The sequence below is a fragment of the Cyanobacterium sp. uoEpiScrs1 genome (assembly GCF_947331815.1).
GTDB lineage: Bacteria > Cyanobacteriota > Cyanobacteriia > Cyanobacteriales > Microcystaceae > Rippkaea.
On sequence record NZ_OX373462.1, the window covers coordinates 1152537 to 1176693 of the forward strand.

Consider the following 24157-nt stretch of genomic DNA (forward strand, 5'->3'; position numbering starts at 1 on the left):
ACTTGATGAGCAATGTCATAATGATCCTAAGTAATAGTCAACATCGGGAGATTAGGGCTTCATGGCGCGTTTAGCACTACTGAGCGTATCGGACAAAACCGGAATTATCGATCTTGCTCAACAATTGGTTCATAAATTTGACTTTGAGTTAATCAGTAGTGGAGGAACGGCAGATATATTACAAGAAGCCCGACTTCCGGTTACTAGAATTAGTGATTATACCGGGTCACCAGAAATCTTGGGGGGACGAGTTAAAACCCTACACCCTCGGATTCATGGGGGCATTTTGGGACGACGAGATTTATCTCAAGATGGACAGGAGATGGAGTCTAATCAAATTCGTCCAATTGATTTAGTGGTCGTCAACCTCTATCCTTTTGAAGAGACAATTGCTCAAACCCATTTTACAATGGCTGAGGCTATTGAGAAAATCGATATTGGTGGACCAACCTTATTGAGGGCAGCATCCAAAAACTTTACCCATGTTACGGTTTTGTCTGATCCTCGATATTACAATAGCTATCTACAGGAGTTAGAACAAAACAACGGGAAAGTTTCCCTGACGTTTCGTCAAAACATGGCAAGAGAAACCTTTGCTCTAACTCATAGTTATGATGGAGCAATCACCAATTATTTTATGACCCTTGCCTTAGAAACACAGCCTCCTTTGCCAAGTCGTTTTACTCTTTCAGGGGCTCAATTCCAGTCTCTTCGTTATGGAGAAAATCCTCATCAAAGTGCAGTCTGGTATCAAACTGGAACTCAAGCATCGGGATGGACTGAGGCGGTTAAATTGCAGGGTAAGGAGCTAAGTTATAATAACTTAGTGGATTTAGAAGCAGCGCGGCGTATTATTGCTGAATTTAACTCTAAAGAAGCAGCTGTTGTCATTCTTAAACACACAAATCCCTGTGGGATGGCGATGGGAAAAACGTTAGTTGATGCTTATGAAAAGGCATTTAACGCAGATTCAATTTCAGCTTTCGGGGGCATTGTAGCAGTTAATCAACCTCTAGATAAAGATACAGCAAGTCAATTAACAAAAACCTTTTTAGAATGCGTGCTTGCCCCAGGATGCGACGAGGAAGCTAAGATGATCTTGTCTGCTAAACCTAAGATTCGTGTCTTATTATTACCTGGTTTGATTAACGGGCCAAAACACATGGTTAAAGCTATCGCAGGGGGATTTTTGGTGCAAGCATCTGACGATCAGGTAGACACTCCTGAGGAATGGAATATTGCTACAGAAAAACAACCAACTTCTAAACAATTGGCAGAATTGTTGTTTGCTTGGAAAGTAACAAAGCATGTCAAATCAAATGCCATTGTCGTAACAAAAGATCGTACAACCTTGGGGATTGGTGCTGGTCAAATGAATCGGGTCGGTGCCGTCAGAATTGCTCTAGAAGAGGCTGGAAATGCGGCGAAAGGAGGAGTTCTTGCTAGCGATGGTTTTTTTCCCTTTGATGACTCAGTACGCACCGCAGCAGAAGCGGGGATTGTCGCTATTGTACAACCTGGAGGCTCATTACGGGATAAAGATTCTATTGCGGCGGCTAATGAGTTAGGATTAGTTATGATGTTCACTGGAAGAAGACATTTTCTACATTAATTTCTATAAGAGAATCTTCTAAATTGATACAGCTAGAAAGAAAAAAGCAGAGGGATTACCTAGAAACTAACCCTTCCTTCATGTAGTCCCTCCATAGAGCCGCTGCTTGGCTGCTGCTGCCCCTAGTTGAGGAGCTGTCATCATTACCTAACCATACCCCGGTTACTAGATTTTTGCCTGGAATATAGCCCACAAACCAAAGATCTACAGCTTTGTTGGTAGTTCCTGTTTTCCCTACTTCTTCTAACCCAATGCTGGCTGATCTTCCAGTCCCCCTTTGTACAGCTCCCCGTAATAGATTGGTCATAGTTTGAGCCAATTGATAAGATATCACCTTTCTCTGATTAGTTTTATCCTTATTAAGATTGTAATCGTAAATAACTCGACACGTTCGCCAATTATTTACATCGGAACAGTCTCCCCCGTCAAAGATGCGCTGAATTGCATGGGGGCGGTTCCAGACCCCTTGATTAGCAAAGGTAGCATAGGCTCCAGCCATTTCTAAAACAGTGACCTCACTTTGTCCTAAAACCAGTCCTGGTGATCGCGTTAATACTGATTCTACTCCCAACCGTTGAGCCATCTCAATCACTCGATTTAGCCCTGTATCTTTGGCAACTCTGAGGGCAATTGCATTTTCTGACTGTGCCATCCCTCTATACATGTCTATATCTCCACTACTACGTTCACAAGGTTTGTATTGTTGTCCCATCCAGCGTAATCTTCCACAAGAATAAACTTGGCTAGGGGAAATTCCTTGTTCAATTGCCGCCGCATAGCCGAACACCTTAAAAATTGATCCAGGTTGACGTTTAGCCTGAGTAACACGGTTAAATTGACTTTGTCCATAGTCTACTCCTCCCACCAAAGCTAAAATTTCTCCAGTGCGGGTATTTAAGGTGACAATTGCCCCTTGAGAGAACTTGTATGTCGGGCCTATAGTTTTAACATGATCTCGTAGTTTCTTTTCAGCTTTAGACTGTAACTTAAGGTCTAACCCTGTTTCCACAATAAAATTCCCCTCTTTCGCTAATTCATTGCCTAAAAGAGTCCTTAGTTCTTTGAAAATATGACTATAAAGGTATGGAGCAATCAAATTTGATAAAGTTTTTCTAGCTTTAGGACTAATTTCTATGCGTGATCGCCGTTGACGATCAGCTTGTTCAGGCTTGATCATTCCTAGTTTTGCCATGCGAGTGATGACACGATTTCGGAGTTGAACAGAAGTATTATAATTCTGAACAGGGTTGTAGAGATTTGGTGCAGGTAACATCGCCACCAAGGTAGCCGCTTCGGAAATTGTCAAATTTCTGGCTGATTTGTCAAAATAAAATTGGGCTGTATCTTCAAAACCATAGAGACTATTCCCTAGGTAAACTTGGTTGAGATAAGTTTTTAAGATTTCATTTTTACTGTAAACAGCTTCTAATTTTAAGGAAACAATCATTTCCCTTAATTTGCGACCAGTCGTATTTTCCCATCCTACTTCAGCGAAGAGACTACGAGCTAGTTGTTGAGTTAAAGTACTCGCTCCTTGATGAATGCCTTGATCTTTTGAATTAATGATTAAAGCACGAACAATACCGTAGGGATCGACTCCAAAATGCCAATAGAAACGAGTATCCTCTGATGCAATGAGAGCCTTAAGTAAATAGGGAGAAAAATCTTGCAAACTGCTAAGTTCTTGGTGGGTACTTTGAATAATAGGGTTTAAGGGAGTTTTGTTATCTCTTGCATAGACAATCACTGGACCACTGACCCCTGATGGAAGTGGCATTACATCATATTTACGGCTCTCCCAGATAATGATTGCACTCAAAAGGGTAAATAGTCCAACAGTTCCATGTAGGGTATAGGAAATTAATCTACGCCAAATAGGAGGAGGATTATAGTAAGTCAGTTTAGCAGTTTTAGCTAATTCTGGGGGTCCAAGGATAACGACATCTCTATGGCGTAAGGAAAGATTTTGAATGCGTCGTCTGTTATGGTAAATTCCGTTAGTAGAGTGTTCGTCTTTGAGAATAAAGTGTTGCGGATTGTTTTTATCACGGCGTAGAGAACAATGAACTTGACTAACAAAACTATTAGCAATGAAAATGTCACATAACTTTGAACTCCGTCCCACAATATAGCGGTCACCAATTAACGAGTAGACTTGAAATTTATCTCCTTCTTTATTTTGTATTCGTAATTCTGGAACTTTTTCTCCTTTTTTAAGAGTTTCAGGACTGAGTTTTCCTTTTCCAAGTTTTTGTACTACTTGGGTAACTAGTTTACTAAAGGGGGGGTTGGGAGGCGATGACGGTTTTGAGGGCATATCCTACTATTTTATGGCTTTTAGTCTAAATATTTTAAGTAAGCATAAAACGAGTTTGGCTATTACATAGTATGTTTTTTTTTTAGAAAACGCAATAACTTTTTAAAGATAGCTAAAATAAATTTTTAAAAATACATGGTAGGTATTAATTAATTATTTAGGAGTAAAAGTTTTTATACAAAAAGACAGACTTTAAGAAAAAGTCAATAAATGCGGCAATTAAACAAAATATTCATTTAAAGAGCTTCTTTAAAATATCCACTTTAATGAGACTTTAAGCTTATATTACTGCTTAATTAGTTAACTGTGGCTAATGTTTATAACATTCACTTTTTGATAAATAGTATTTATGCCAAAATTTTTAGTAATTTGATCCTCCTTTTAAACTTTTATGCTTTAGTCACTAAATGAATGGTAATATTGCTATGCTATTGTATGATTTGAATTTTTTTTTAAAATTGTCTGATTAGCAACTAAATTCTGTTTTTAATTTTATTAAATATTAGTCAATAATATATATTAAATTTCTTTTTTTAAAGAAGCTAGAAAGGTTCAAATAACTAATTTTAAAAGTAGGAGAAATAGTTATATTTTTAGTTTTTTGAGTAAAGTTTAGTAATTAGTTATTTAGATAAAATCTATTTTTTTAGTATAAAAATACTATTCATATCTTTATTGATAAGTATTTCCATTAATAAAGATATGAATATCGGACAACTTATTTATCACACAAGTGGATTCAGCTTAATAGATCAGAATATTCTTGCTGTTTAATTCTAGAATTGCAATCGCACTATAATTGATTGCACTAATTATCGACGGACTCAAAGTAGTACTCTAAATTTAGAGTTAATATTGATTATATAATCAGTAGAATTATTCCCATTAAAAATAAGTTTGAAAACAAAGAACTATACGCAAAATTTATAAATTTCAAAAATTAAATCTATATCATCATCTTTGTTCTGTATAAAAGATTAATTTATAGTAGCTTTTATAACTTACATAATTGTTCAACTATGTAAGTTATTCATGATAAATAGTCACAGTTAAAATAACATACTGTTATTGAGTAATTATTAGATATATATTTACTTATCATTTTAATAAAATTGAGGCTAAAGTCACTTTTGAGATATTGAACAAATAGTCATAATTAAATTTAGAAGATTAATACTGATTTAAATGCTTACTAACTACGTAAATCATACAAATGGGTGAAGAAACAATAGTAATTACAAATATATAATTTCTACTAGATATCTAATATCTTAAAATATTCCAGCACACTTTTTTGGAAAAACTACTCATGAAAAAAAATTTTATCTTAGAATTACTTGCAACTAGTTTATTTATCAGTTTAATCTCATTATTTGACTTTCCAGTCAAGGCTCAAATTATAGAATTGGGTGATGATATTCACATTAATCTTTCCAATGAACGCCGTCACCGTAGTAGAACTAACATGAGAATATATACCGAAAATGGTCGCCTTAATGTAGGTTTGGAAAACGAAAGAAGACCTCAAACTAGAATACGGGTGTTTGATAAATATAATTATCCTTCCATCGATATTCGTAAGAGAATACCTGTGTATGAAGAAAGAGTTAGGTCTTCACTTCCTTTTTAGTAGATATATGGACAAAATATCCAATTTTAATTTTGGAAGCATAATTTATGACTAGATTTTTTGTATTTATCGCTAACCGATATAATTTTGCTTTAACAAGTACGTAATTCGTTAGATTCTTCACTTTGGACCAAGAGTGGGACTAAAAAAACATAGTAAGCAAAATGTAAACTAATTAAATTTATTAGCATAGGAAAAACCTCTAAGTCAGTAAGTGTATCTAATTGCATCCATTTTGGCAATACTTACAGAAGTTAAATATAGCCAGCTAAAGAATTGTTTTGTGAAGATTTTAATCATTGCAGAGATAAAGATTTAACTGAAATCCCCTAACATGTGAAAATATTATTAGTGAACAGTTTCCTGATGTGATAGTAGACGTAAAAAGTGTTATAGAAAACTTTCTGTCAGGTCGACTAAATCAACAATAATAGGGTTATTGATCTAATTATTTTATTCATATTAAAAAATAGTTATTTACTTAACCAACGTTTTTGATTCTACTTAATAAGCTGCTCAAAATAAAATAATAAAAAAGGGAGTTGTTATTGTAAACAATCAATTTTTAATGAGTTTATTTTATTTATTAGTCCTGTTAAATTTACTTATACACATAACTTATCTAATTAATGATATAACCTAGGGTTATATCATTAATAGGAGACAAACTATCTGAATCTAGTACAAATTTTAATTTCTGAAGGCAGAATTGTATTGTAACGTATCTTTCTTGAAGATCAGAAGTAGAAATAAAGGCTTTAGATGTAGTAAGCAAACTCTCAACAGGTCTGCTAAAAAATTACCGTTAATCTTACTAGCAAATTTATCCTCTGATCAATATTGGTTATGGTTTGGTTGAAATGTCTTTAAATCTTTAAAGAGAGGAGTACTTAGATAACGTTCTCCAAAACTAGGTTGAATCATGACAAGCAATTTACCTGTATTTTCAGGACGTTGAGCAACTTTAATAGCAGCGGCCAAAGCTGCCCCTGTAGAAATTCCTGATAATAGCCCTTCTTCTCTCGCTAAACGACGACTATAAACAATGGCTTCATCATCAGTCACTGTTACTACTTCGTTGATTAACTCTACCTTGAGAACTTCAGGAATAAAACCTGCCCCTATTCCTTGAATTTTATGACCGCCCGGGCTTCCCCCTGATAAGACAGGGCTATTCGCTGGTTCAACAGCTATCGCTTGAAAAGTTGGTTTACGTTGTTTAAGTACTTCGGCCACTCCAGTGATAGTTCCCCCAGTACCCACTCCTGCAATGATAATATCTACCCGTCCATTGGTATCTTCCCAAATTTCTTGAGCAGTGGTTTGGCGATGAATCTCAGGATTAGCAGGATTGTTAAATTGTTGAAGCATATAGGCGTTTGGTAAGGTCTTTACCAGTTCATCGGCACGTCGAATACAGCCACTCATACCCTCAACTCCAGGAGTTAGCTCTAATTGCGCGCCATAGGCTTTTAACATTGCCCGTCGCTCTTGACTCATGGTGTCGGGCATAGTCAAAATTAACTTATATCCTTTTGCGGCTGCGGCCATAGCTAATGCAATCCCAGTATTACCAGAGGTAGGTTCCACTAGGAGAGTCTCACCTGCGACAATTAGTCCTTCACGTTCTGCGGAATTAATCATATTCACCCCAATACGATCTTTGACTGAGGCTGATGGGTTCATTCCCTCTAATTTAACAACAATCTGGGCTACACATCTCTCTGCTTGAGGAATTCGGTTCAATTGTACTAGCGGTGTACGACCAATTAACTCTGTAATATTATGGGCAATTCTCATATTGATTTTTAATTGATGTCTACTTGTTTTATGATCCCTTCGTTTTAATATCTCGACTGCCTGTTTAATCGCATTCTTTAGAATTTCTTTACACTAAGGCATGTCCCCCTATTTTAAGTTATGGCAATTGTTCTTGAATTAACCCTTCGAATAATCTTAGTCCATCTATAGCCCCTAAAAGGGGATCTGAAGCACGTTCTGGATGAGGCATCATCCCTAAAACATTGCCCTTTCGATTGCAAATTCCAGCAATATTATTAAGGGAACCATTAGGATTTTGAGACTCATTAATTTCGCCATTGGATCCACAATAACGAAACAGAATTTGCTCGTTATCTTCTAAACTTTTAAGGGTATTTTGCCCTGCATAGTAACGGCCTTCTCCATGAGCGATAGGGAGAGTAATAATCTGTTTTGATCTATATACTTGTGTCCAAGGCAGACGATTATTTTCAACCCTTAGAGCAATCTGATCGCAAATGAAATGTAAGTTTTGATTACGAATTAATACTCCGGGCAATAACCCAATTTCCGTTAGGATCTGAAATCCATTACATATTCCTAATACCCATTTCCCTTTGTCAGCGTGAATTATGATTTGTTGTATAACCGACGAAAAGCGAGCAATCGCTCCACAGCGTAGATAGTCTCCATAACTAAATCCTCCTGGAATTACCACTACGTCTAAATCGGAAAGATCTGTCTCTTGGTGCCATATCATACGAGTTGGTTGGTGTAACAAACTTCGGGTAACTGTTGCTATATCACGATCACAGTTGGACCCTGGAAAAACTACAATGCCAAATTTCATAGTTGTTCACCTCATTGAGGATTGAATCATATTGACAGGTGTTACCTCAAAACAATAATTTTCAATGACTGGATTAGCTAATAATTGATCACACATTTGTTCAAGTTGTTCTTTAGCATCGATCTCGTTATTAGCTATTAAAGTCAATTCAATATATTTACCAATCCTCACTTTTTCAACCTCTTGATAGCCTAACTGCTTTAATCCTGATTCAACTGCGGTCCCCGCAGGATCCAATACTGATGGTCTAAGGGTAATGTAAATATAACACTGGTATTGTTGAGACATAGAATATTAATTATTACAAAGATAATCTTTAAAGTTTAATACATTTGTTCTTGAGTGTAGGTCTTCTATTTATTCAAGTCTTTGGACTATACTATTTCAACTCCAGTTAAGGACTTATATTTAGGATTCAAAAATTAATATCAACTCTTAAGATCGGTTACAGTTTATTATGCTCTAAAGGCTTGATCAAACAAGGCAAGTAAAAACCTTAACCGGTAGAGAGTTTCCTTGTAGTTTAATCTTTTAAAGCAAATACTATTTTATATAGTAACCTATCTAGTTCAGAGACGATTGGTTTATACGGACTTAATTTATAGTCAATTAATCTAACTTTTAACTAGTTTAAAGATTTAACCATTGGGCTACTGTCCTAGGTAAAGGAAGTAAAATCATTATTAGCAATGCTAATGAAAATAACCCTAAAACATCTCGTTTGTTATCTAATTCGGTTACATCATTTAGGGCAGTCTGCTCAGAGTTGGGCATAAAAAAGAGTAGAATTGCCCATAATAAAAACTCTTGTCTGATGATTCCTAATACCAAGATAAACAATCGAGTAAATTGACCGATAATAATTGCTATTCGTTGCCCGAACATCCCATGAACAATATGTCCCCCATCGAGCTGTCCTACAGGCATTAAATTCAATGCTGTAACAATTAATCCTATATAACCAGCGATGGCTAGAGGATGAAGATGAACGGACTTTTCGGCTATAAAACTACTTCCACAGGCTATTTTAGTTAAAATAGCAAATAAAAAGGAAATTCGAGGATCAAATGCTTGTATATTTAACAGATTGGATTCCTCAATCTGAGGTACGATTTCTGACAGAGATAATCCCCACAATAGGATAGGAACAGTTATAATAAATCCACCTAAAGGTCCTGCTACACCGACATCAAACAAGGCTTTACGGTTAGGAATAGGAGATTTTATTTGAATAAATGCCCCGAAGGTTCCCAGAAAAAAAGGAATGGGGATAAAATAGGGTAGGGTTGTGACAATTTTATAACGAATGGCAGTTAAGTAATGACCTAGTTCATGAGTGCCTAATATGAGAATTACTCCCAAACTATAAGGTAATCCTTTTAATAGCAATTTTAAATTCTCTTGCCATTGTTCCACTGAAATACCAGCTATTTCAGTACCGACAATTGTTGTAGTGAACAATGTTAGTAATAGTAAGCCTAGAGCAAATAATGGACGTACAATAGGTTGTCCAGGTCCTTTTTGCTGAGATTTAGCCCAAGGATTCGCCACTAGAGCAAAAAAAGGTTGTCCCTGTAAACTTTCCTGAAAGAGAATTAAAAATCGATCACCAAAAACCCGCTCAATATTAGTTTTAATGGATTGATATGCTTTTTCTGGGGTTGTCCGTAACTTTCCTCGACAAAGAATGGCTTGGGGACGATAATCTAAATTCTGCAAGTAATAAACGCCCCAAGGGAAACAATCCCTCAATGACTGTTCTTCAGTAACAGTAATTGGACGAATAAAAACGGGACTGCCTAAAGTACTTATGTTTTTTTCATGGTTAGGGGATAAAGAAAAATTATGATTACCTCGGGTTTCTGTGAGGATACGTCCAATAGAAATTAACCATCCATAAGTAATAAAGCAAATCAATAAAGGCAAGATAATCCACATTAAGGAAATCGGCTCTTCTTCTCCCATTACCATATACCATACTGTCCAAGCTATAGGAGGAGTCATAACAACTAACCATAATAGCCAAGCGGGGGTACGAGTGACTGACGTTACAGTGCGCTTAATGAGTATATAAGTAGTAATGCTTAGAGTAAGTAACAATGAAAGTAACCACATAGTTATTTATTAAAGAATGTGTTAAGCAATCATCTCCATCGTTCATGATTGAGATGATTTACTAAATTGAGGAATAATAGGGTTATAAGGCCACACTCAGTTTTAAGATCTCCTGTAATAAATTAACATCTGCTTTTCACCTATTATGTTTCAAAAGACAGCTAGATTTTTTAAACCTCCTCAACAACTATTAGAGGGGTTGTTTGCTTTTCCTCCCAATCAAGATACTTTGGGACTGACAACTTACTTCATTTTAGAAAAAACTGGCAATATCTTAGTGGATTGTCCTAATTGGAATCAACAAGTTGAAGACTTTCTTCAACAACACGGGGGAGTGCGTTATTTATTTATCACTCATCGTGGTTGCATAAGTAAATCAGTAAAATCCTTGCAAAACGCTCTAAAGTGTTCTGTTGTTCTTCAGGAACAAGAAGCCTATCTGCTCCCAGAGATAACGGTGACTTCTTTCAAAGAAGAAATTTTGCTGAGTTCAGACATTAAAGGAATTTGGACTCCTGGTTATTCTCCCGGTTCTTCTTGTCTTTATTGGAGTTTGCATGGAGGAATTCTTTTTACTGGAAGACATCTTTTATTTGATTCCTCAGGAAATCTAACACCTTTACGATCAGCTAAGACGTTCCATTGGTCACGTCAGCTAAATAGTGTTCAGGTGTTACTCAATCACTTCACCTATAGCTCTCTCACTTATATTTGCCCAGGAGCCAATATGAAATTTATGCTAGAAAAAGGGTTGATTGACAGAGCTTATGAGCAATTATCTAATTTAAATTTGGAAAATCTTCGTAAAACTCCCATCAGACGATGATTTCGTGTATGCTTTATTTATTTTCATATTCTTACAATTTTTATTTATTTTTAAGAAAAGATTAAAGATAATATAATATTTTTTTGCAAGTTTAGTTGGATATTGTTTAATTGTCCAAAAATAAAACCAAGAATTCTAATCTTTTTACTTTTTCTGCTATACCCTACGTTAGGAATATTAATTCTAAAGTAGGTAAAAAATAATAGTTCATTTTTCATAAAGTCTTATTTCATTTATGGTGATTATATAAACTATATCAAAAGATAATATAGGTAGTGATATAACTATAAGTAATTATAAATAACGTTCTAAAATATCAAGACAATCTAATTATTAAGATATAGTATTATCTACATCTACATGCCATAAAAATTCCCTAACTGCTTCTCAAATTAATCTAAATATTATCTTTGCAACATAAAATGGATAAGTCATCATTTCAATTTCTTGCCCCTGAAGGCGCATCTATTATTTTAGGAGAACAGTCCTCTGATGCTTTGGTAATGCCCGTAAAACCTGATGCAACTACTATGTTTGGACCAAGAGGTGCTTGTTTAGTCTCCGAAACTGGTCCGTTATGGGTAGCAGATACAGGACATCATCGATTGTTGGGGTGGAAAAACCGACCTAAAATTGATAACGAACCCGCAGACTTCGTAATTGGACAACCAGACTTTTACCAGGAAGGACAAAATGCAAATGGAATTCCTAAAAGCAATACTGTCAGTGTTCCTACGGGCATTTGCAGCTGTGGAGAAGGATTGGCAGTAGCTGATGCTTGGAACCATCGGGTTTTAATTTGGAAGGAACTCCCCCAAGATCATAATGTGCCTGCAGATATTGTATTAGGACAAACAGACTTTCACCAAAATCAAAGTAACCGAGGAGAGATTGATACAGCTGCGGATAGAATGCATTGGCCTTATGGGGTTTTTTACTATCGTGGTTATTTTTTTGTTGCAGATACTGGAAATAGACGAGTTTTGGTATGGAATCAACTTCCAGAATTCAATGGACAACCAGCAGATTTTGTTCTCGGGCAATCCCAGATGAACCTACGAGACGAAAATGGAGGAGGAACTCCAACCGCTTCAAGTATGCGTTGGCCTCATGCGTTGACAATTTGGCAGAATAACCTCGTTGTGACTGACGCGGGAAATAATCGGGTCATGATTTGGGATGGAATACCAGCTGAAAATAATGTTCCCTGTAAACTAGTCTTAGGTCAATTGAATTTTGAAGACGTAGAACTTAATCAAGGAGTTTATTATCCATCCTCTAATACTCTCAGTATGCCTTATGGCATAGCTGTTGGTGAGCAATGGCTAATTGTGACAGATACTGCTAATTCTCGTTTATTAGGATGGATAAATTTACTAGAAATGGGGACAACTTCCCAAGGATTAATGGGCCAACTTGATTTCTCTAGCAAAGGAGAGAATCGTTTCTATGGTAGGACTTATCGTAACAGTTTAAACTGGCCTTATGGCATTTCAGTTTGCAATGACACGGCTATCATTTCTGATTCTGGAAATAATCGGGTTTTACTATGGACTATTAAAAGCTAAAACAAGTAAGTAATCAAGTTCAGATAAACGTGAATAAACATATTTGTTATATCTCATAAACAACAGCAATAGAAAAGTGCTAATCTAAGCAATTTAATTGATATTTTTTATGATGGCGTATCTGAATAATCACTTTTTTAGCTAAATCCTATTTATAATAGTGCATTTTTTTTGCAAGTTTTTATTTGACATCATTTCCTTTCTTCTTTAACTTGCTGAGATTACTCTCTACACTTTTATATAAAAAATTACAAAGCATAAACAATGTTTCATATCTCAATTTTATGATCCTAGCTTTTAGCTAGATTGCTATCTCTCAAAGTTAATAACTTCCAGAATATACATTATCAATCTTAAACTTTAAATTATTTCAGGTAAAGAGTTTAAATAGATAATATCTTACAAAGTAGGAGTAAAATTATACATATTTTATTTGTGTTGATTTTGTTGTTGATATTGACTAATCATATAAACAATCATGCCAGAAGGTAAATCAGGAAATGGAATTAGATCGGCAATACAAAAAACAACTGTACTAGCTAAGACGAACTTGATAAGACAACTCATGATAATCGACCCTCTCACAATCTGTCCTTCATCGTCTCAAAATTAATTTCATTATATCTTCCCCTAATTGGATGAACTATTTTCACTTTTCTTCTTAAGAAAGTTCAGTTAACTAGCCACGGACTCATTAACATAACTAAAATAATTCACGAAGTAATTTGTCAATAATTTTAGTTAAAGTTACGATGTTCTAATGTTGCCAGGAATTAATAATTTTATAGTATTTCTAAAACTAGAAAATAAATTATTATTAATATAGGGTCAATATTCAAACAAGAAAATGTCCAAACACTAATTACAAGAGCAATTTCCTATCTAGCCTATTATAGTGTGAAAGTTTTTTAGAAAAATAATTATGTTTTAAGGGAATTTACTGGTAACTTTACCAATAATGCTATAAATATCTATAAAGCCAAAAGACCTACTATCATTACTTTGTCTCGTATTGTTTCCTAATAAAAAGTAGTTACCATTTTCGTCAACTAAAACAATTCGTTTAATAATCTTTAAGTCCTGATAATAAGGGTGCTTAGCTACAACTAAATCTCCTATTTCTGGTAAACAGCGGCGGTAGGCTCTCGTGTCTACAAGGACCTCCTCTCCCTCTTTAAGTAGGGGAAACATAGAAGGACCTGTAACACGAAAACGTTGACGCAATCTTAACAACCAGAGAAGTAGTTCTTGATTATTACTAGTGAGGATCAACTGTATGCCTACCACCTAAAATAAACAAATTTAACTAGCTTTCACCCAAGCAACATCCCGATTCTTACTAGACCAGAACATATTATGAATTTTCTCAACAGTAACGAGTAATTCATTAGCTCTGTCTAAGTCAACTTCTACCTTGCAAACAGAGCAAAGTTTAGCCGCTTTCCAAAAAGTGTCGTGGAGATCAGGATATTGTTCCAAATGTACAGGCTTAAAGTAATCAGTCCAAAGAATAAGTAATTCTTCTTTAGTCTTTTGTGCTTGCTCTTCCTTAATTGAAATATAGCGGGAAAGAGTATTAGCAGTAGCATGATCTCCAGCGGAAGGATTAAGGTCTAAGATTTTTTTAGTCATAGATAACACTGCTTCAGCGTAAATACGAGCAGAAGCGGAATCATAAACACCGCAAGGTCCATCACAGTGAGCACTAACTTTTGGTGCACGGAAATGCTTTTTAATTTGACTAGCAATTATGTTGAGCATAGTTTTTTGAGATGTATCTAATCTTTCAATAAAATGTTTGGAAACGTTACTATAAGGAGCTGTTTTCAGTAGAAAACATCTCCTTATAACTTCCTTACTAATAATCTTAGTTGAAAAGTGTCGGCATTTCATATATTGAATTCTGGATTCTTGCCCCTATCCTTAATGGCTTACTAATAATCATACTTTAAAAGTTCAACTTAATTACTTGAATATTGTTTTTGAACACAAAGGTTAAAATATTAGAATCAACTAGGATAAAGTCAACTATTTTACAATTTATATGGTTTAGACAAGTTATTTTCTAGGTCATATTACAACTGCCCCTTACACTTATCTCCCTATAAAAAGTGTTATGGGATTGCTAAGTATTTAAAAATAAGTTCTTAACGATTTTTTTTCTGTACTCGCTCAATTAGTAACCGAACTTCATTAGTCCCTTTTGATGGTTCAAAAAAGAGAGGAAATTTACCACTAGCTAACATTCGTACTCCTAGAGGAGCAAGACTAAATAATCCATTTAGATCCCTCAAATAGTTTCCTACAACAAATAATCCAAACTTACGCTCATCGATCCATCCCCCTGTTTAACTAAATTTACCAATACTTTACGGTGTCGGATAACACGACTGTCTTGAGAATCTTTACGGTCCAAAATTTTTTGTTTAATATAACTAATCTGGTCCATGGGAAAAACACCCATAGGACAAACTACATTGCAAAAATGGCAACGAGTACATCCCCAGACTCCTCTTGTTCCAATATCTTGGGCTTCTATGCGAGTATCAGTTGCTGTGTCTCGTGAGTCAACTATCATGCGTTGCGTTTTAGCGAGAGCGTGAGGTCCAACAAAATCAGAGTTGACTTTAAGAGTATTGCATTCGGAATAACAGGCTCCACACATAATACAGCTACTGGACTGATTTAGTTGCAACCGTTCTTCGGAAGTTTGCATAAATTCCCGCTTAGGAATAGAGTGTGCCTTGATACTGACATAAGGGTTTATGGCTTCTAATTTTCTCCAAAAATGGGACATGTTAACTACTAAGTCCTTAACCACTGGGAGATTTTCTAGGGGAGCAATGATCATAGTTGGAGGTGTGTCCTTCCTGGAGTGTCTGAGTTTTTTAAGTTCACCACCCACGTTTTCCTTGCAAGCCAGGGCAGAACGACCATTAATTATCATGCTACAACTACCACAAATTGTATTACGACAATTTTTACGAAAGGCAAGGGTCCCATCCTGTTCCCATTTGATACGATTGAGGCAATCTAAAATAGTTGCACTTAACCCTACGTCTAAATTATAAGTCTGTAAATGAGGCCTTTTGTTAGACTTTTGTCGCAGAATCTTAAATTGAATTTTCATAAGAGAGAAATAGAGTGATTCATAAAAGGGAAATAGGGATAACCTTACCTATCAGTTTAATACACTAACAAATTCACTAAAATCTCTTAGTCATTATTCTATCAAGGATATACTCTATTGTTTAGCTTTCTTTTGAGAATAGAATTAAACGGTGAGGTTCTTTCAACTTCTAGAGTAATTCTATAGATTGAAGTCTAAATAAATTGCTATAGGATCTTAAAGTTTAGTCTTTTCGTTCGTTCGTAAGTATATTTCACAAACTCAGTATTACAAAAAGTATCCAGATTATAAAATCTAACTTTAGAAAACTTATTTTTAGACTGAGTAACTCAAATCCATCACGATCTTAGTGACAAATTTTCTTAAGGGAGAGCGCTTATCCTTGCATTTTATCTCCTTGAACTATCTGCTTCTCCCGTTTATAATTGTTGAAAATTTTCTTGATTTTATTAGGAAGATAACGCTATATTTTTGATATGATCAATAAAGGTAACGATCATTAAACTTCAATCAAGGAACGTTAATAACATCATGACTGACAAACCAATCCCTTTAACGGGAAAAGCCCTACTTCAAAAAGTCAAAGAGCTATCTCACAAACCACGGAGAGAAACAGCCAAAGATTGTGGCTATTACTCTCTTACAAAAGATGGGCAAGTACGCGTCAATTTGACAGAGTTTTATGATGCGGTGTTGGGAGCAAAAGGAGTTCCCCTAGAACCAGGAACTGCTAAAGATGGCCGAGGGCGTGAACCTACTTACCGTGTAAGTGTGCACAAAAATGGACAAATTGTTATTGGATCGACATATACCCAAGAAATGGGATTGAAACCTGGAGATGAGTTTGAAATTAAATTAGGGTACAAACATATTCACCTCAAACAAATTGGGGATGATGGGGAGGTTGTTGAGGAAGAAGCAGCTTAAGAATTGTTTGATCTAGATAAAGATTTAGATGGGTGCACGTTAACTTGTTCTTATTAGGGACTAATAGATGGTTAGTCCTGAAGACCATCGTCTTATCTGGGGCGGCGTAGTATAAGAAACAGACGTTAGCCCCATGTTTTCCTGTGGGAGTTCTGTTTAAACTCGAATATTTTACTAAGGGTTATTATAATAGTCCCTTTTCTAGGAGAACATGAACAGTATAAGAAATAACTTTGTTATCCTAATTGTATGCTTAGATGATTTTACTCTCGACTTTTTCTGGAACAGTCAAAGTGTGTCTCTTTCTAGGCACTTGGATGATACTCTGGCTACCTTTAGCCTGGTTTATAGCCAGAAAAATTGGCTGGCAACCTTTTAATCCCTTAGCCGGTTCGAAGAAACTTCCCCTTGTTTTATCCCTCTATTTAACTGTTCCTCTTCTAGTATGGTTAACTACTCTAGTGGAAGGGTCCTCTATAGTAGATTACGGGCTAAAGTTACAACTGGCTTCCTTGACTTCTGTAATCTTGGGAATAGGATTAGGAATTGTCAGTTTGGGGATTGTTTTCGGACTTGAAGGATGGTTTGGTTTATTAATTTGGCAAAACAGTAACTTATATAGTCTAAGTAAATTAGGATTTCCTTTATTGGGACTAGGACTTTGGGTAGGAATTACTGAAGAATTAATTTTTCGAGGGATTTTGCTTGAATTATTGCAACAAGACTATTCTATAGAAATAGCTGCTATTATTTCCAGTGGTATTTTTGCTCTTTTACATTTGTTATGGGAAAGACAAGAAACAATTCCTCAACTTCCTGGGTTATGGATTATGGGGATAGTTTTAGTCTTAGCTAGAATGATGGATGAAGGAAGCTTAGCTTTAGCATCAGGACTCCATACAGGTTGGATTTGGGGATTATCCTATATTGATGCGGCTGAGTTGATTTCTTATACCAATACAGAAACTGCCGGAGCTGTTGGGAGGAAAAAAACCCCTTTAGCCAGAATGTCCGGAATTCTTTGTTTGCTAGCAATAGGTTTAGTTCTATGGCAATTGTCTCCATTCCTTTGACTCACCTCGGCAAAGAATTCGACTATGGACTTAAATTGTAGGGAGTTGATAAGTCTTTGACTATAATTAATTTTGTACGCGGTCAACTATCGATAGAAATTCATAAGGTCAATTCGATCAAATGATCTATGAAATTAAACTACCCAAGTTAAATAATAGTAATGTCAACTTTAGTATACTGAAAACAATTAGTTGATTGAAATCCCTAAGATAATTGTCAAGTTATTGAGGTAACTTTTTAAACGTGTAAAATGGATTACTCTTGATTTCTACTTTATTTAAGTACTGTTTTACCCAAAGTTGCACTAAGACAATTTAAAAGATTATCCAAACTAATAATACTGCATTAATATATTAGATTTAGTTTCCTTTTTTATCACAGAATTTGATTGATTAAGTTATCTAACTACTTTTAAGATTATTTTTCTTTAAAAATTTATTCAAATCTGTCTAGATCAAGACTTACCTAATTTGGTGATTAAAATACATTTTGATTTCTTCGATTGAAGACTATAGTTTAATTCTTAATTGTTTTACTAAATGTAAAAAAGTAGAAAACCATAATAGGCTGTAGGTAATAAAAAAATACTCTATCTATCGTAAATTATATTATTTTTATTCTTTCTGAATATAAAACGAGAAATTTATTTAAAATTAATTAAACTTCTTGTTTTTTAATGGTTAATTTTAATAGAAATTAATAATATATTTCAGGTAAAAAATATATATCTTCGAAAGATACTATCGGCTTTTCATTAGCATAGCCCTACTTATTCAATAGACTAACATTGACTTACTTGACTAAATCCATAACAAAATGATGACTACTAAAAATAGTGTATTTTAAAAAGTTCGTAAGAAACTTCTTTTCCTTTGAGTTATTCTACTAAATCAGTCAAAAATCGTCCTTTTGCTTGTCTAAAGACAGCAACTTTTTATGTGTATTTTGCAAACAATATTGACATTCTTAACTAATATCTCGCTTAAATTTATTATAAGATTACAAATTTTTCTTAAAAAAAGCACGCTAAAAAAGCACGCTATTAAGTACGGAATGCTTTAGAATTCCTCACAACTTAATAGCACTCTCTAAATAGAGTAAACTATAAATTAATAAGAGATTACCGTCCACATCAATATCAATTAGGTACTTTTGATAATTTTATTGGTCTAGCCTATTGTATGATTAAATTGCAATCGCTAATGACAACACTACTAGACCCGAAGTCGATAGCGTTAAGATATATCAAGTTGTAAAAAAATTAACTATATCAAATATTAATCAGAGAAAAATGATAATTTATTGGAGTGAATAATCTCTAATGATTGAAGTAAAAAGTTTAGATGACATATTGGGTAAATTTTTCCTTTAAATAAATCTAAGACTTTTAGAAACTTTTCATGTGGCGTAAGACTTTGAAAACATGAGAATAAGACAATGGAATGTAGCAGTATGTACCAGAAAAATTGTACCGAACTAGACTAGTGCCAGGTCGCTATTTATTGTACTGAATTAATTTTAGTGTTACCTCGATCATTGGGTAAACATAATCTTGAACACGTTAAATAAAATTGAAAAAGAGCGTTAGGGTTTTACAATGGGGAGTGTTACTCGGAGGAAGAAAAGTGTTTACTCGACTAGCTCAACAACACTGCAGCTTTGTGAGAGATTTAGTAATCAATCTCCAAGCACTGGCTATTGTACTTGAAAAACGAGGTTATTTAGCTTCTTGCTACACTTGTGGTGGGCAGATGAACAGTGCTTCATTTATGGTTAGCTTAGGAGAAAATCACCTGATTCGATTTTTAGTATCGGACTACGGAATTACCTGGACAGAAATGCGGGATGATCTTGAGCTGATGAAACTTGAAGGAGCTGAGGCGATCAGTCAGTTGCAGGAGTTAGCTAATTTGGTTAAATATCAAATTGGCCCATCCAAATCTAATACTCCAGATAGTTTGATTCCTGAGCCTCAGATACAATCAATTTAGACGTTATGACATTTAGAGGAAACACAAATAAGTAAATCCCCTCAACTTTTTTTTGACAGAGATGACTTCCTGCTATAAGGATGTCTAGATGTTGTATATAGTCAGTAAATTGTCCCCTGTTTTAGAGGAGGGGTAGGTATAGGGGCATGACTTATTAATCTTCAGCAAAAACATAACGATAGAGCTCATTAGTATCAGGTTCTGGACTATCTTGAGCAAATTGGACAGCCATGGCAATTTTGTCTTGAATATTCTCTTCAATATGCTTAAGTTCTTGTTTATCAGCCAAGTTATGCCCGATTAAGTAAGTAGATAATTTATTAATGGGATCTAAGCCTCCCCAAAATTCTTTTTCGTCAGGAGATCTGAGTTCATCGGGATCGGCCAAAGAATGTCCCCGAAAGCGATAAGTCAAAGCTTCAATTAAAGTTGGTCCTTCTCCAGCACGGGCACGGGCAATAGCTTGTTGGGCAACGTTACGAACAGCTAGTACGTCCATCCCATTGACTTCCACACCAGTCATATTAAAAACAGAAGCTTTTCGATAGATTTCTGGTTGAGAAGTAGCCCGATCGTGGGACATACCAATTGCCCAATTGTTATTTTCAACTACGTAAATAATGGGTAACTTCCATAATGAGGCCATATTGAGACATTCAAAAAATTGCCCGTTATTGCTGGCTCCATCTCCAAAAAAGCATACAGTGACCTGATCGGATGATTCATCACCCATTGTTTCCCGTCGATATTTACTTTGGAAAGCGGCTCCTGTGGCTACAGGGATCCCTTCAGCAACAAAAGCGTAGCCCCCCAGCAGCCGATGTTGTGCAGAGAACAAGTGCATTGAACCTCCCCGTCCTTTGCTACATCCAGTCTCCTTTCCAAACAACTCCGCCATCACCTCGTGAGGAGGAACCCCACAACTAAGGGCATGGACATGATCACGATAGGTACTAGATACATAGTCTTCGTCAGGACGTAAAGCTTTGATTATTCCAGTAGAAACTGCCTCCTGCCCATTGTACAAATGAACAAAACCGAACATTTTGCCTCTGTAATACATTTCAGCACATTTGTCTTCAAACAAACGCCCCAGCATCATGTCTTCATAGAGGATTAAACCCTCCTCTTTAGTGATTTTGATAGAAGCTTGGTCAAATTCTGGTAATGTTCGTTGGGAAACCATAAATTTTGTAAGATTATAATAATTCGTTAAGACCATTGAGTAATCGAGGTTGACTTAAGTTCAGCCACAAACTCTAAATGGGGGCAAAAAATACCGACTTAAAAATTATAGAGGGAGATGAGATTTTTATGTTAAAAGAATTATGCGATTCCGTATAGACCTAAATTTTGCCTAAATAAACTCTTATTAACTCTATTAGGTTAATGTGGTTAGCATGGAAGAATATCTATTGTTGTTATAAGACTAAGTCTAGTAATAACCATTTTACTAATTAGAATATTTTAGTTATAATCTTGTTCAGCCTTGTCTACGGTTACCAGTAACTGAATCTTTCTGGAGCTTATAGTGTTATCAGTTGTCTTTGATTTGTTTTCTAAGTGTCTTAGACTGGACACATATCTTAATGTAGGCTATAAGAATCAGAATGAGCTTATTGTCTTGACCCGGCTCTGAGGAAATCAACCGTGCGTATCCCTCTCGACTACTATAGAATTTTGGGAGTTCTTCCCCAAGTAACAGATAAGCAGCTTAGTCAGGCTTATCATGATCGTTGTTTGCAATCACCCCGTCGGGAATATAGCAAGACGGCGACCTTATCACGGAAGCAACTACTTACTCAAGCTTATAAAATATTATCGGAATTATCGGACTCAGAGCAAAAAATTGTTCATGAGACCTTGTTTCTAGAAAGCACTTTTGCCAATCAATTAAAATCTAATTCAGAAATTCTTTTAACTACTCCAGAGGAAGAAATACTTCCTAATTCATCGCCATTAGACTCTAAAATATTAGAAATTACGTCTGAGCAATGGATAGGGGCCTTAATGATTCTCCAAGAGTTAGGAGAATATGAGCTAGTCATTAAATTTGGTGAAATTTCTCTTAACATCTTGTTAAGTCCCCAATCAGAATTGTATCCTCTTATCTGCGAGATTCAAACTGATATTATTCTTACCATTGCCTTAGCTGCTTTAGAATTGAGCAGAGAACAATGGCAACAAGAAGAATATGAACAAGCAGGGATTTCAGGAGGAAAGGGGCTCAACATTCTTCAAGAAAATTGTTTATTTCCATCATTGCAAATTGAAATCACCAAAGAACTTTATAAGTTACGTCCCTACCGAGTTTTAGAATTGTTGGCTCAACCTGAAAAAAATCGATATGATCGAGATCGAGGTAAAAGCCTACTTCAAGAAATGCTACAAGAAAGACAGGGAATTGATGGTCAAGGTGATGACAATTCTGGGCTTGGTATAGACGATTTTTTGCGGTTTATTCAACAACTACGGACTTACTTGACAGCTTCTGAACAAGAAGATATTTTTTTTCGTGAAAGCAGTTACCGATCAGCTGTGGCTGCTTATCTAAGAGTATATTCTTTGATTGCCCGTGGTTTTATTGGGAGACAACCCGCTTTTATAGTTGAAGCGAAAAGTATTCTGGAGGGCTTAGAGAAACTTCAGGATGTCTCTTTAGAAAAAGGAATTTGTTCTTTGCTTTTAGGCGAAACTCAAGAGGCTATCCTCGCATTAGAACAATGTAAAGACGAAGAAGTCTTGACTTTCGTTAGACAACAATCCCAAGGGGCACCGGATCTTTTGCCTGGGCTGTGTCTATATGGGCAACATTGGTTACACACGGAAGTGTTTTCTCATTTTCGTGATTTTAAAAAACGGACCGACTCTCTAGAGGATTATTTTGCTGATCAATCAGTTCAGACCTATCTAGAACAATTACCTGCTGACTCTCAAAGGACTTCTCTTGGGGAGAAACAAGAAAATGAAGTGATGCTAAGTAGAGCGATCTCACGAAATGATCACGTTGTTCAGGAAAGGCGGGCTTTCACGAAGGGACGATATCTAAGAAAAGCCCGCTTCCAACATCAAGAACCACAGTTACTTGTCAGTGGAGGTGGGGGAGTTCCTACTCTAGCTACAGGGGCAGCTGTTTCTTCGACTCCATACCGCCGCAGTTTTAGGGAAAATTCTTTAAGAGGAATTAGAGATAGAGCAGTCGTTAAAAGCTCTAATCAAGATTTTCGTCGAAACGCCCAGAATAACCTATCTCTAGATTTCCCAACAACAGTTGGCGAGCCAGAACAAGAAGCTCAATGTGAGTCATATGAACGAACCAATTCCTACAGTTTCAGCAAAACAATCTTTAAACTCCATCCTTGGTTTATTTTGGCTGCGTCATTGATAACTTTGGGAGCACTAGGATCATCAATTAAATGGGTTCAATATATTATGTCCCCCTTGGTTGCTTTGGAGGAAGAACAACTGGTCTTGGAACTACGCCAACCCCCAATTACCATTCCAGCACCAGAGATCTTGGTCACGAAGCAGATAAAAGATCAACCCGAAAAATTGACCGTAGAAGATGCTAAAAAAGTTATTAATATCTGGTTATCTAGTAAAGCTGATGCTTTTGGTCCTGACTATAAGATTGAACCACTAAGTAGAATTTTAGCGATTCCTCTGCTCAATCTCTGGGAAGATAGGGCACAAAATGTCAAGAGAAACAAAAATTATTGGCAGTATAAGCATTATGTTACCATAAAATCTCTCAAAATTCCTGATAATAACCCAAACAAGGCGGTTGTCGAGGCTGATATTAGAGAAGTTGCTGATTTTTACAACAAGGGTCAACGAAGCACAAGTAGATCTTACGATGATAAGCTAAAAGTTCGTTATGGATTACTTCGTAAGCAAGACGGTTGGTTGATTCACTCCCTTGAACTAATTAGTTAAGAAGAATGGAAAGCAGACTTTTTCAGTCATGAAACCAATTAATTTGACAAAAAGTAGTGTAGCTGATAAGCTGGGGAACTGTAACTGGACGGATACTCGTGATGGGAGAGCCAATGATTAGATTGTTGGCATGTTCCTCGTAATAAAAAATAGGAGGTATAAGAGTTAATCAATGACCCAAGTTGTCGTCGGTCAAAATGAGCCCATTGAATCTGCTTTGCGTCGGTTTAAGCGACAGGTTGCTAAAGCCGGAATCTATACAGATTATAAAAAGCATCAATTCTTTGAAACGCCGCAAGAGAAACGAAAGCGTAAAGAAGCGACTCGTAGAAGACAGCGCTCACGCCGCCGTTAGGAGTCGGACTTACGGTGTAGGCTGCATCTTAGTGAGTTAATTTTTCTAGAAGTTATTGATATATT

18 protein-coding genes and 1 pseudogene are annotated in these 24157 nt (G+C 35.8%); 9 read left to right on the forward strand and 10 right to left on the reverse strand.

The features are described 5' to 3' along the window. Positions 1 to 61 precede the first annotated feature (61 nt). Positions 62 to 1612: a bifunctional phosphoribosylaminoimidazolecarboxamide formyltransferase/IMP cyclohydrolase gene (gene purH / locus OXU93_RS03975; protein ID WP_267384612.1), complete on the forward strand. Its 1551-nt coding sequence runs from the start codon at positions 62 to 64 to the stop codon at positions 1610 to 1612. A 55-nt stretch (positions 1613 to 1667) separates the two neighbouring features. Here the strand turns inward: purH and OXU93_RS03980 are convergent, their stop codons facing one another. Beyond that, complete coding sequence (locus tag OXU93_RS03980) at positions 1668 to 3929, reverse strand: PBP1A family penicillin-binding protein (RefSeq protein WP_267384613.1); 2262 nt, start codon at positions 3927 to 3929, stop codon at positions 1668 to 1670. Between the two features lie 1294 nt (positions 3930 to 5223). On the opposite strand from OXU93_RS03980, the gene OXU93_RS03985 reads away from it, so the two are divergent. Continuing rightward, positions 5224 to 5559 carry a hypothetical protein gene (locus OXU93_RS03985; RefSeq protein ID WP_267384615.1) on the forward strand — a complete coding sequence of 112 codons (336 nt, stop codon included), beginning with the start codon at positions 5224 to 5226 and terminating at the stop codon, positions 5557 to 5559. An 834-nt stretch (positions 5560 to 6393) separates the two neighbouring features. On the opposite strand, the gene cysK is transcribed toward OXU93_RS03985, so the two are convergent. The 4 genes from cysK to OXU93_RS04005 form a co-directional block, all read right to left on the reverse strand. Further along, positions 6394 to 7359, reverse strand: a complete 966-nt coding sequence (gene cysK / locus OXU93_RS03990) for a cysteine synthase A (protein ID WP_267384617.1) — start codon at positions 7357 to 7359, stop codon at positions 6394 to 6396. Positions 7360 to 7477: 118 nt separating this feature from the next. Then, positions 7478 to 8170 (reverse strand): phosphoribosylformylglycinamidine synthase subunit PurQ, encoded by a 693-nt coding sequence (gene purQ, locus OXU93_RS03995; RefSeq protein ID WP_267384618.1) that lies wholly within the window; start codon positions 8168 to 8170, stop codon positions 7478 to 7480. A gap of 6 nt (positions 8171 to 8176) precedes the next feature. Then, on the reverse strand, positions 8177 to 8458 hold the full coding sequence (purS, locus tag OXU93_RS04000) for a phosphoribosylformylglycinamidine synthase subunit PurS (protein WP_267384619.1): 282 nt from the start codon (positions 8456 to 8458) through the stop codon (positions 8177 to 8179). A 342-nt stretch (positions 8459 to 8800) separates the two neighbouring features. Continuing rightward, complete coding sequence (locus OXU93_RS04005) at positions 8801 to 10285, reverse strand: site-2 protease family protein (protein WP_267384620.1); 1485 nt, start codon at positions 10283 to 10285, stop codon at positions 8801 to 8803. 145 nt (positions 10286 to 10430) lie between these two features. Here OXU93_RS04005 and OXU93_RS04010 point away from each other — a divergent pair, with 145 nt between their 5' ends. After that, positions 10431 to 11111, forward strand: coding sequence for an MBL fold metallo-hydrolase (locus OXU93_RS04010; protein ID WP_267384622.1), 681 nt, complete (start codon positions 10431 to 10433; stop codon positions 11109 to 11111). 422 nt (positions 11112 to 11533) lie between these two features. Next, positions 11534 to 12679, forward strand: coding sequence for a hypothetical protein (locus OXU93_RS04015; RefSeq protein WP_267384623.1), 1146 nt, complete (start codon positions 11534 to 11536; stop codon positions 12677 to 12679). 429 nt (positions 12680 to 13108) lie between these two features. Here the strand turns inward: OXU93_RS04015 and OXU93_RS04020 are convergent, their stop codons facing one another. The 4 genes and pseudogenes from OXU93_RS04020 to OXU93_RS04035 all read right to left on the reverse strand — a co-directional run bounded on the left by OXU93_RS04020 (position 13109) and on the right by OXU93_RS04035 (position 15809). After that, positions 13109 to 13246: a hypothetical protein gene (locus OXU93_RS04020; protein WP_267384624.1), complete on the reverse strand. Its 138-nt coding sequence runs from the start codon at positions 13244 to 13246 to the stop codon at positions 13109 to 13111. A 360-nt stretch (positions 13247 to 13606) separates the two neighbouring features. Continuing rightward, a complete protein-coding gene (gene sodX / locus OXU93_RS04025) occupies positions 13607 to 13951 on the reverse strand; it encodes a nickel-type superoxide dismutase maturation protease (RefSeq protein ID WP_267384625.1) in 345 nt (114 codons plus the stop codon). 30 nt (positions 13952 to 13981) lie between these two features. Continuing rightward, the gene (sodN, locus tag OXU93_RS04030) at positions 13982 to 14440 is read right to left on the reverse strand and encodes a superoxide dismutase, Ni (protein WP_267384626.1); all 459 of its coding nucleotides are present in this window, start codon (positions 14438 to 14440) and stop codon (positions 13982 to 13984) included. 386 nt (positions 14441 to 14826) lie between these two features. Continuing rightward, positions 14827 to 15809 (reverse strand): annotated as a pseudogene (locus OXU93_RS04035) (succinate dehydrogenase/fumarate reductase iron-sulfur subunit). A gap of 531 nt (positions 15810 to 16340) precedes the next feature. On the opposite strand from OXU93_RS04035, the gene OXU93_RS04040 reads away from it, so the two are divergent. The 3 genes from OXU93_RS04040 (at position 16341) to OXU93_RS04050 (ending at position 19801) form a co-directional block, all read left to right on the forward strand. Beyond that, entirely contained in the window at positions 16341 to 16736 is a 396-nt protein-coding gene (locus OXU93_RS04040) for an AbrB family transcriptional regulator (RefSeq protein ID WP_267384627.1), read from the forward strand. A gap of 257 nt (positions 16737 to 16993) precedes the next feature. Beyond that, positions 16994 to 17809 carry a CPBP family intramembrane glutamic endopeptidase gene (locus tag OXU93_RS04045; RefSeq protein WP_267384628.1) on the forward strand — a complete coding sequence of 272 codons (816 nt, stop codon included), beginning with the start codon at positions 16994 to 16996 and terminating at the stop codon, positions 17807 to 17809. 1626 nt (positions 17810 to 19435) lie between these two features. Next, positions 19436 to 19801, forward strand: coding sequence for a DUF1815 family protein (locus OXU93_RS04050; protein WP_267384786.1), 366 nt, complete (start codon positions 19436 to 19438; stop codon positions 19799 to 19801). 154 nt (positions 19802 to 19955) lie between these two features. Here OXU93_RS04050 and pdhA read toward each other — a convergent pair whose 3' ends face one another. Further along, positions 19956 to 20987, reverse strand: coding sequence for a pyruvate dehydrogenase (acetyl-transferring) E1 component subunit alpha (pdhA, locus tag OXU93_RS04055; protein WP_267384629.1), 1032 nt, complete (start codon positions 20985 to 20987; stop codon positions 19956 to 19958). Between the two features lie 464 nt (positions 20988 to 21451). On the opposite strand from pdhA, the gene OXU93_RS04060 reads away from it, so the two are divergent. Both OXU93_RS04060 and rpsU read left to right on the forward strand, forming a co-directional pair. Continuing rightward, positions 21452 to 23737, forward strand: coding sequence for an IMS domain-containing protein (locus OXU93_RS04060; RefSeq protein WP_267384631.1), 2286 nt, complete (start codon positions 21452 to 21454; stop codon positions 23735 to 23737). A 172-nt stretch (positions 23738 to 23909) separates the two neighbouring features. Continuing rightward, a complete protein-coding gene (gene rpsU, locus OXU93_RS04065; protein ID WP_012596483.1) occupies positions 23910 to 24092 on the forward strand; it encodes a 30S ribosomal protein S21 in 183 nt (60 codons plus the stop codon). Positions 24093 to 24157 lie beyond the last annotated feature (65 nt).

Bases quoted from the DNA above. Each gene is read 5' to 3' on its own strand.
- OXU93_RS04010 (WP_267384622.1), top strand. From the start codon at position 10,431: ATGTTTCAAAAGACAGCTAGATTTTTTAAACCTCCTCAACAACTATTA.
- OXU93_RS04020 (WP_267384624.1), bottom strand. From the start codon at position 13,246: ATGAGTTGTCTTATCAAGTTCGTCTTAGCTAGTACAGTTGTTTTTTGT.
- OXU93_RS04015 (WP_267384623.1), top strand. From the start codon at position 11,534: ATGGATAAGTCATCATTTCAATTTCTTGCCCCTGAAGGCGCATCTATT.
- sodN (WP_267384626.1), bottom strand. From the start codon at position 14,440: ATGCTCAACATAATTGCTAGTCAAATTAAAAAGCATTTCCGTGCACCA.
- OXU93_RS04045 (WP_267384628.1), top strand. From the start codon at position 16,994: ATGATTTTACTCTCGACTTTTTCTGGAACAGTCAAAGTGTGTCTCTTT.
- purH (WP_267384612.1), top strand. From the start codon at position 62: ATGGCGCGTTTAGCACTACTGAGCGTATCGGACAAAACCGGAATTATC.
- pdhA (WP_267384629.1), bottom strand. From the start codon at position 20,987: ATGGTTTCCCAACGAACATTACCAGAATTTGACCAAGCTTCTATCAAA.
- rpsU (WP_012596483.1), top strand. From the start codon at position 23,910: ATGACCCAAGTTGTCGTCGGTCAAAATGAGCCCATTGAATCTGCTTTG.
- OXU93_RS04005 (WP_267384620.1), bottom strand. From the start codon at position 10,285: ATGTGGTTACTTTCATTGTTACTTACTCTAAGCATTACTACTTATATA.
- OXU93_RS04040 (WP_267384627.1), top strand. From the start codon at position 16,341: ATGACTGACAAACCAATCCCTTTAACGGGAAAAGCCCTACTTCAAAAA.
- OXU93_RS03980 (WP_267384613.1), bottom strand. From the start codon at position 3,929: ATGCCCTCAAAACCGTCATCGCCTCCCAACCCCCCCTTTAGTAAACTA.
- cysK (WP_267384617.1), bottom strand. From the start codon at position 7,359: ATGAGAATTGCCCATAATATTACAGAGTTAATTGGTCGTACACCGCTA.
- purQ (WP_267384618.1), bottom strand. From the start codon at position 8,170: ATGAAATTTGGCATTGTAGTTTTTCCAGGGTCCAACTGTGATCGTGAT.
- purS (WP_267384619.1), bottom strand. From the start codon at position 8,458: ATGTCTCAACAATACCAGTGTTATATTTACATTACCCTTAGACCATCA.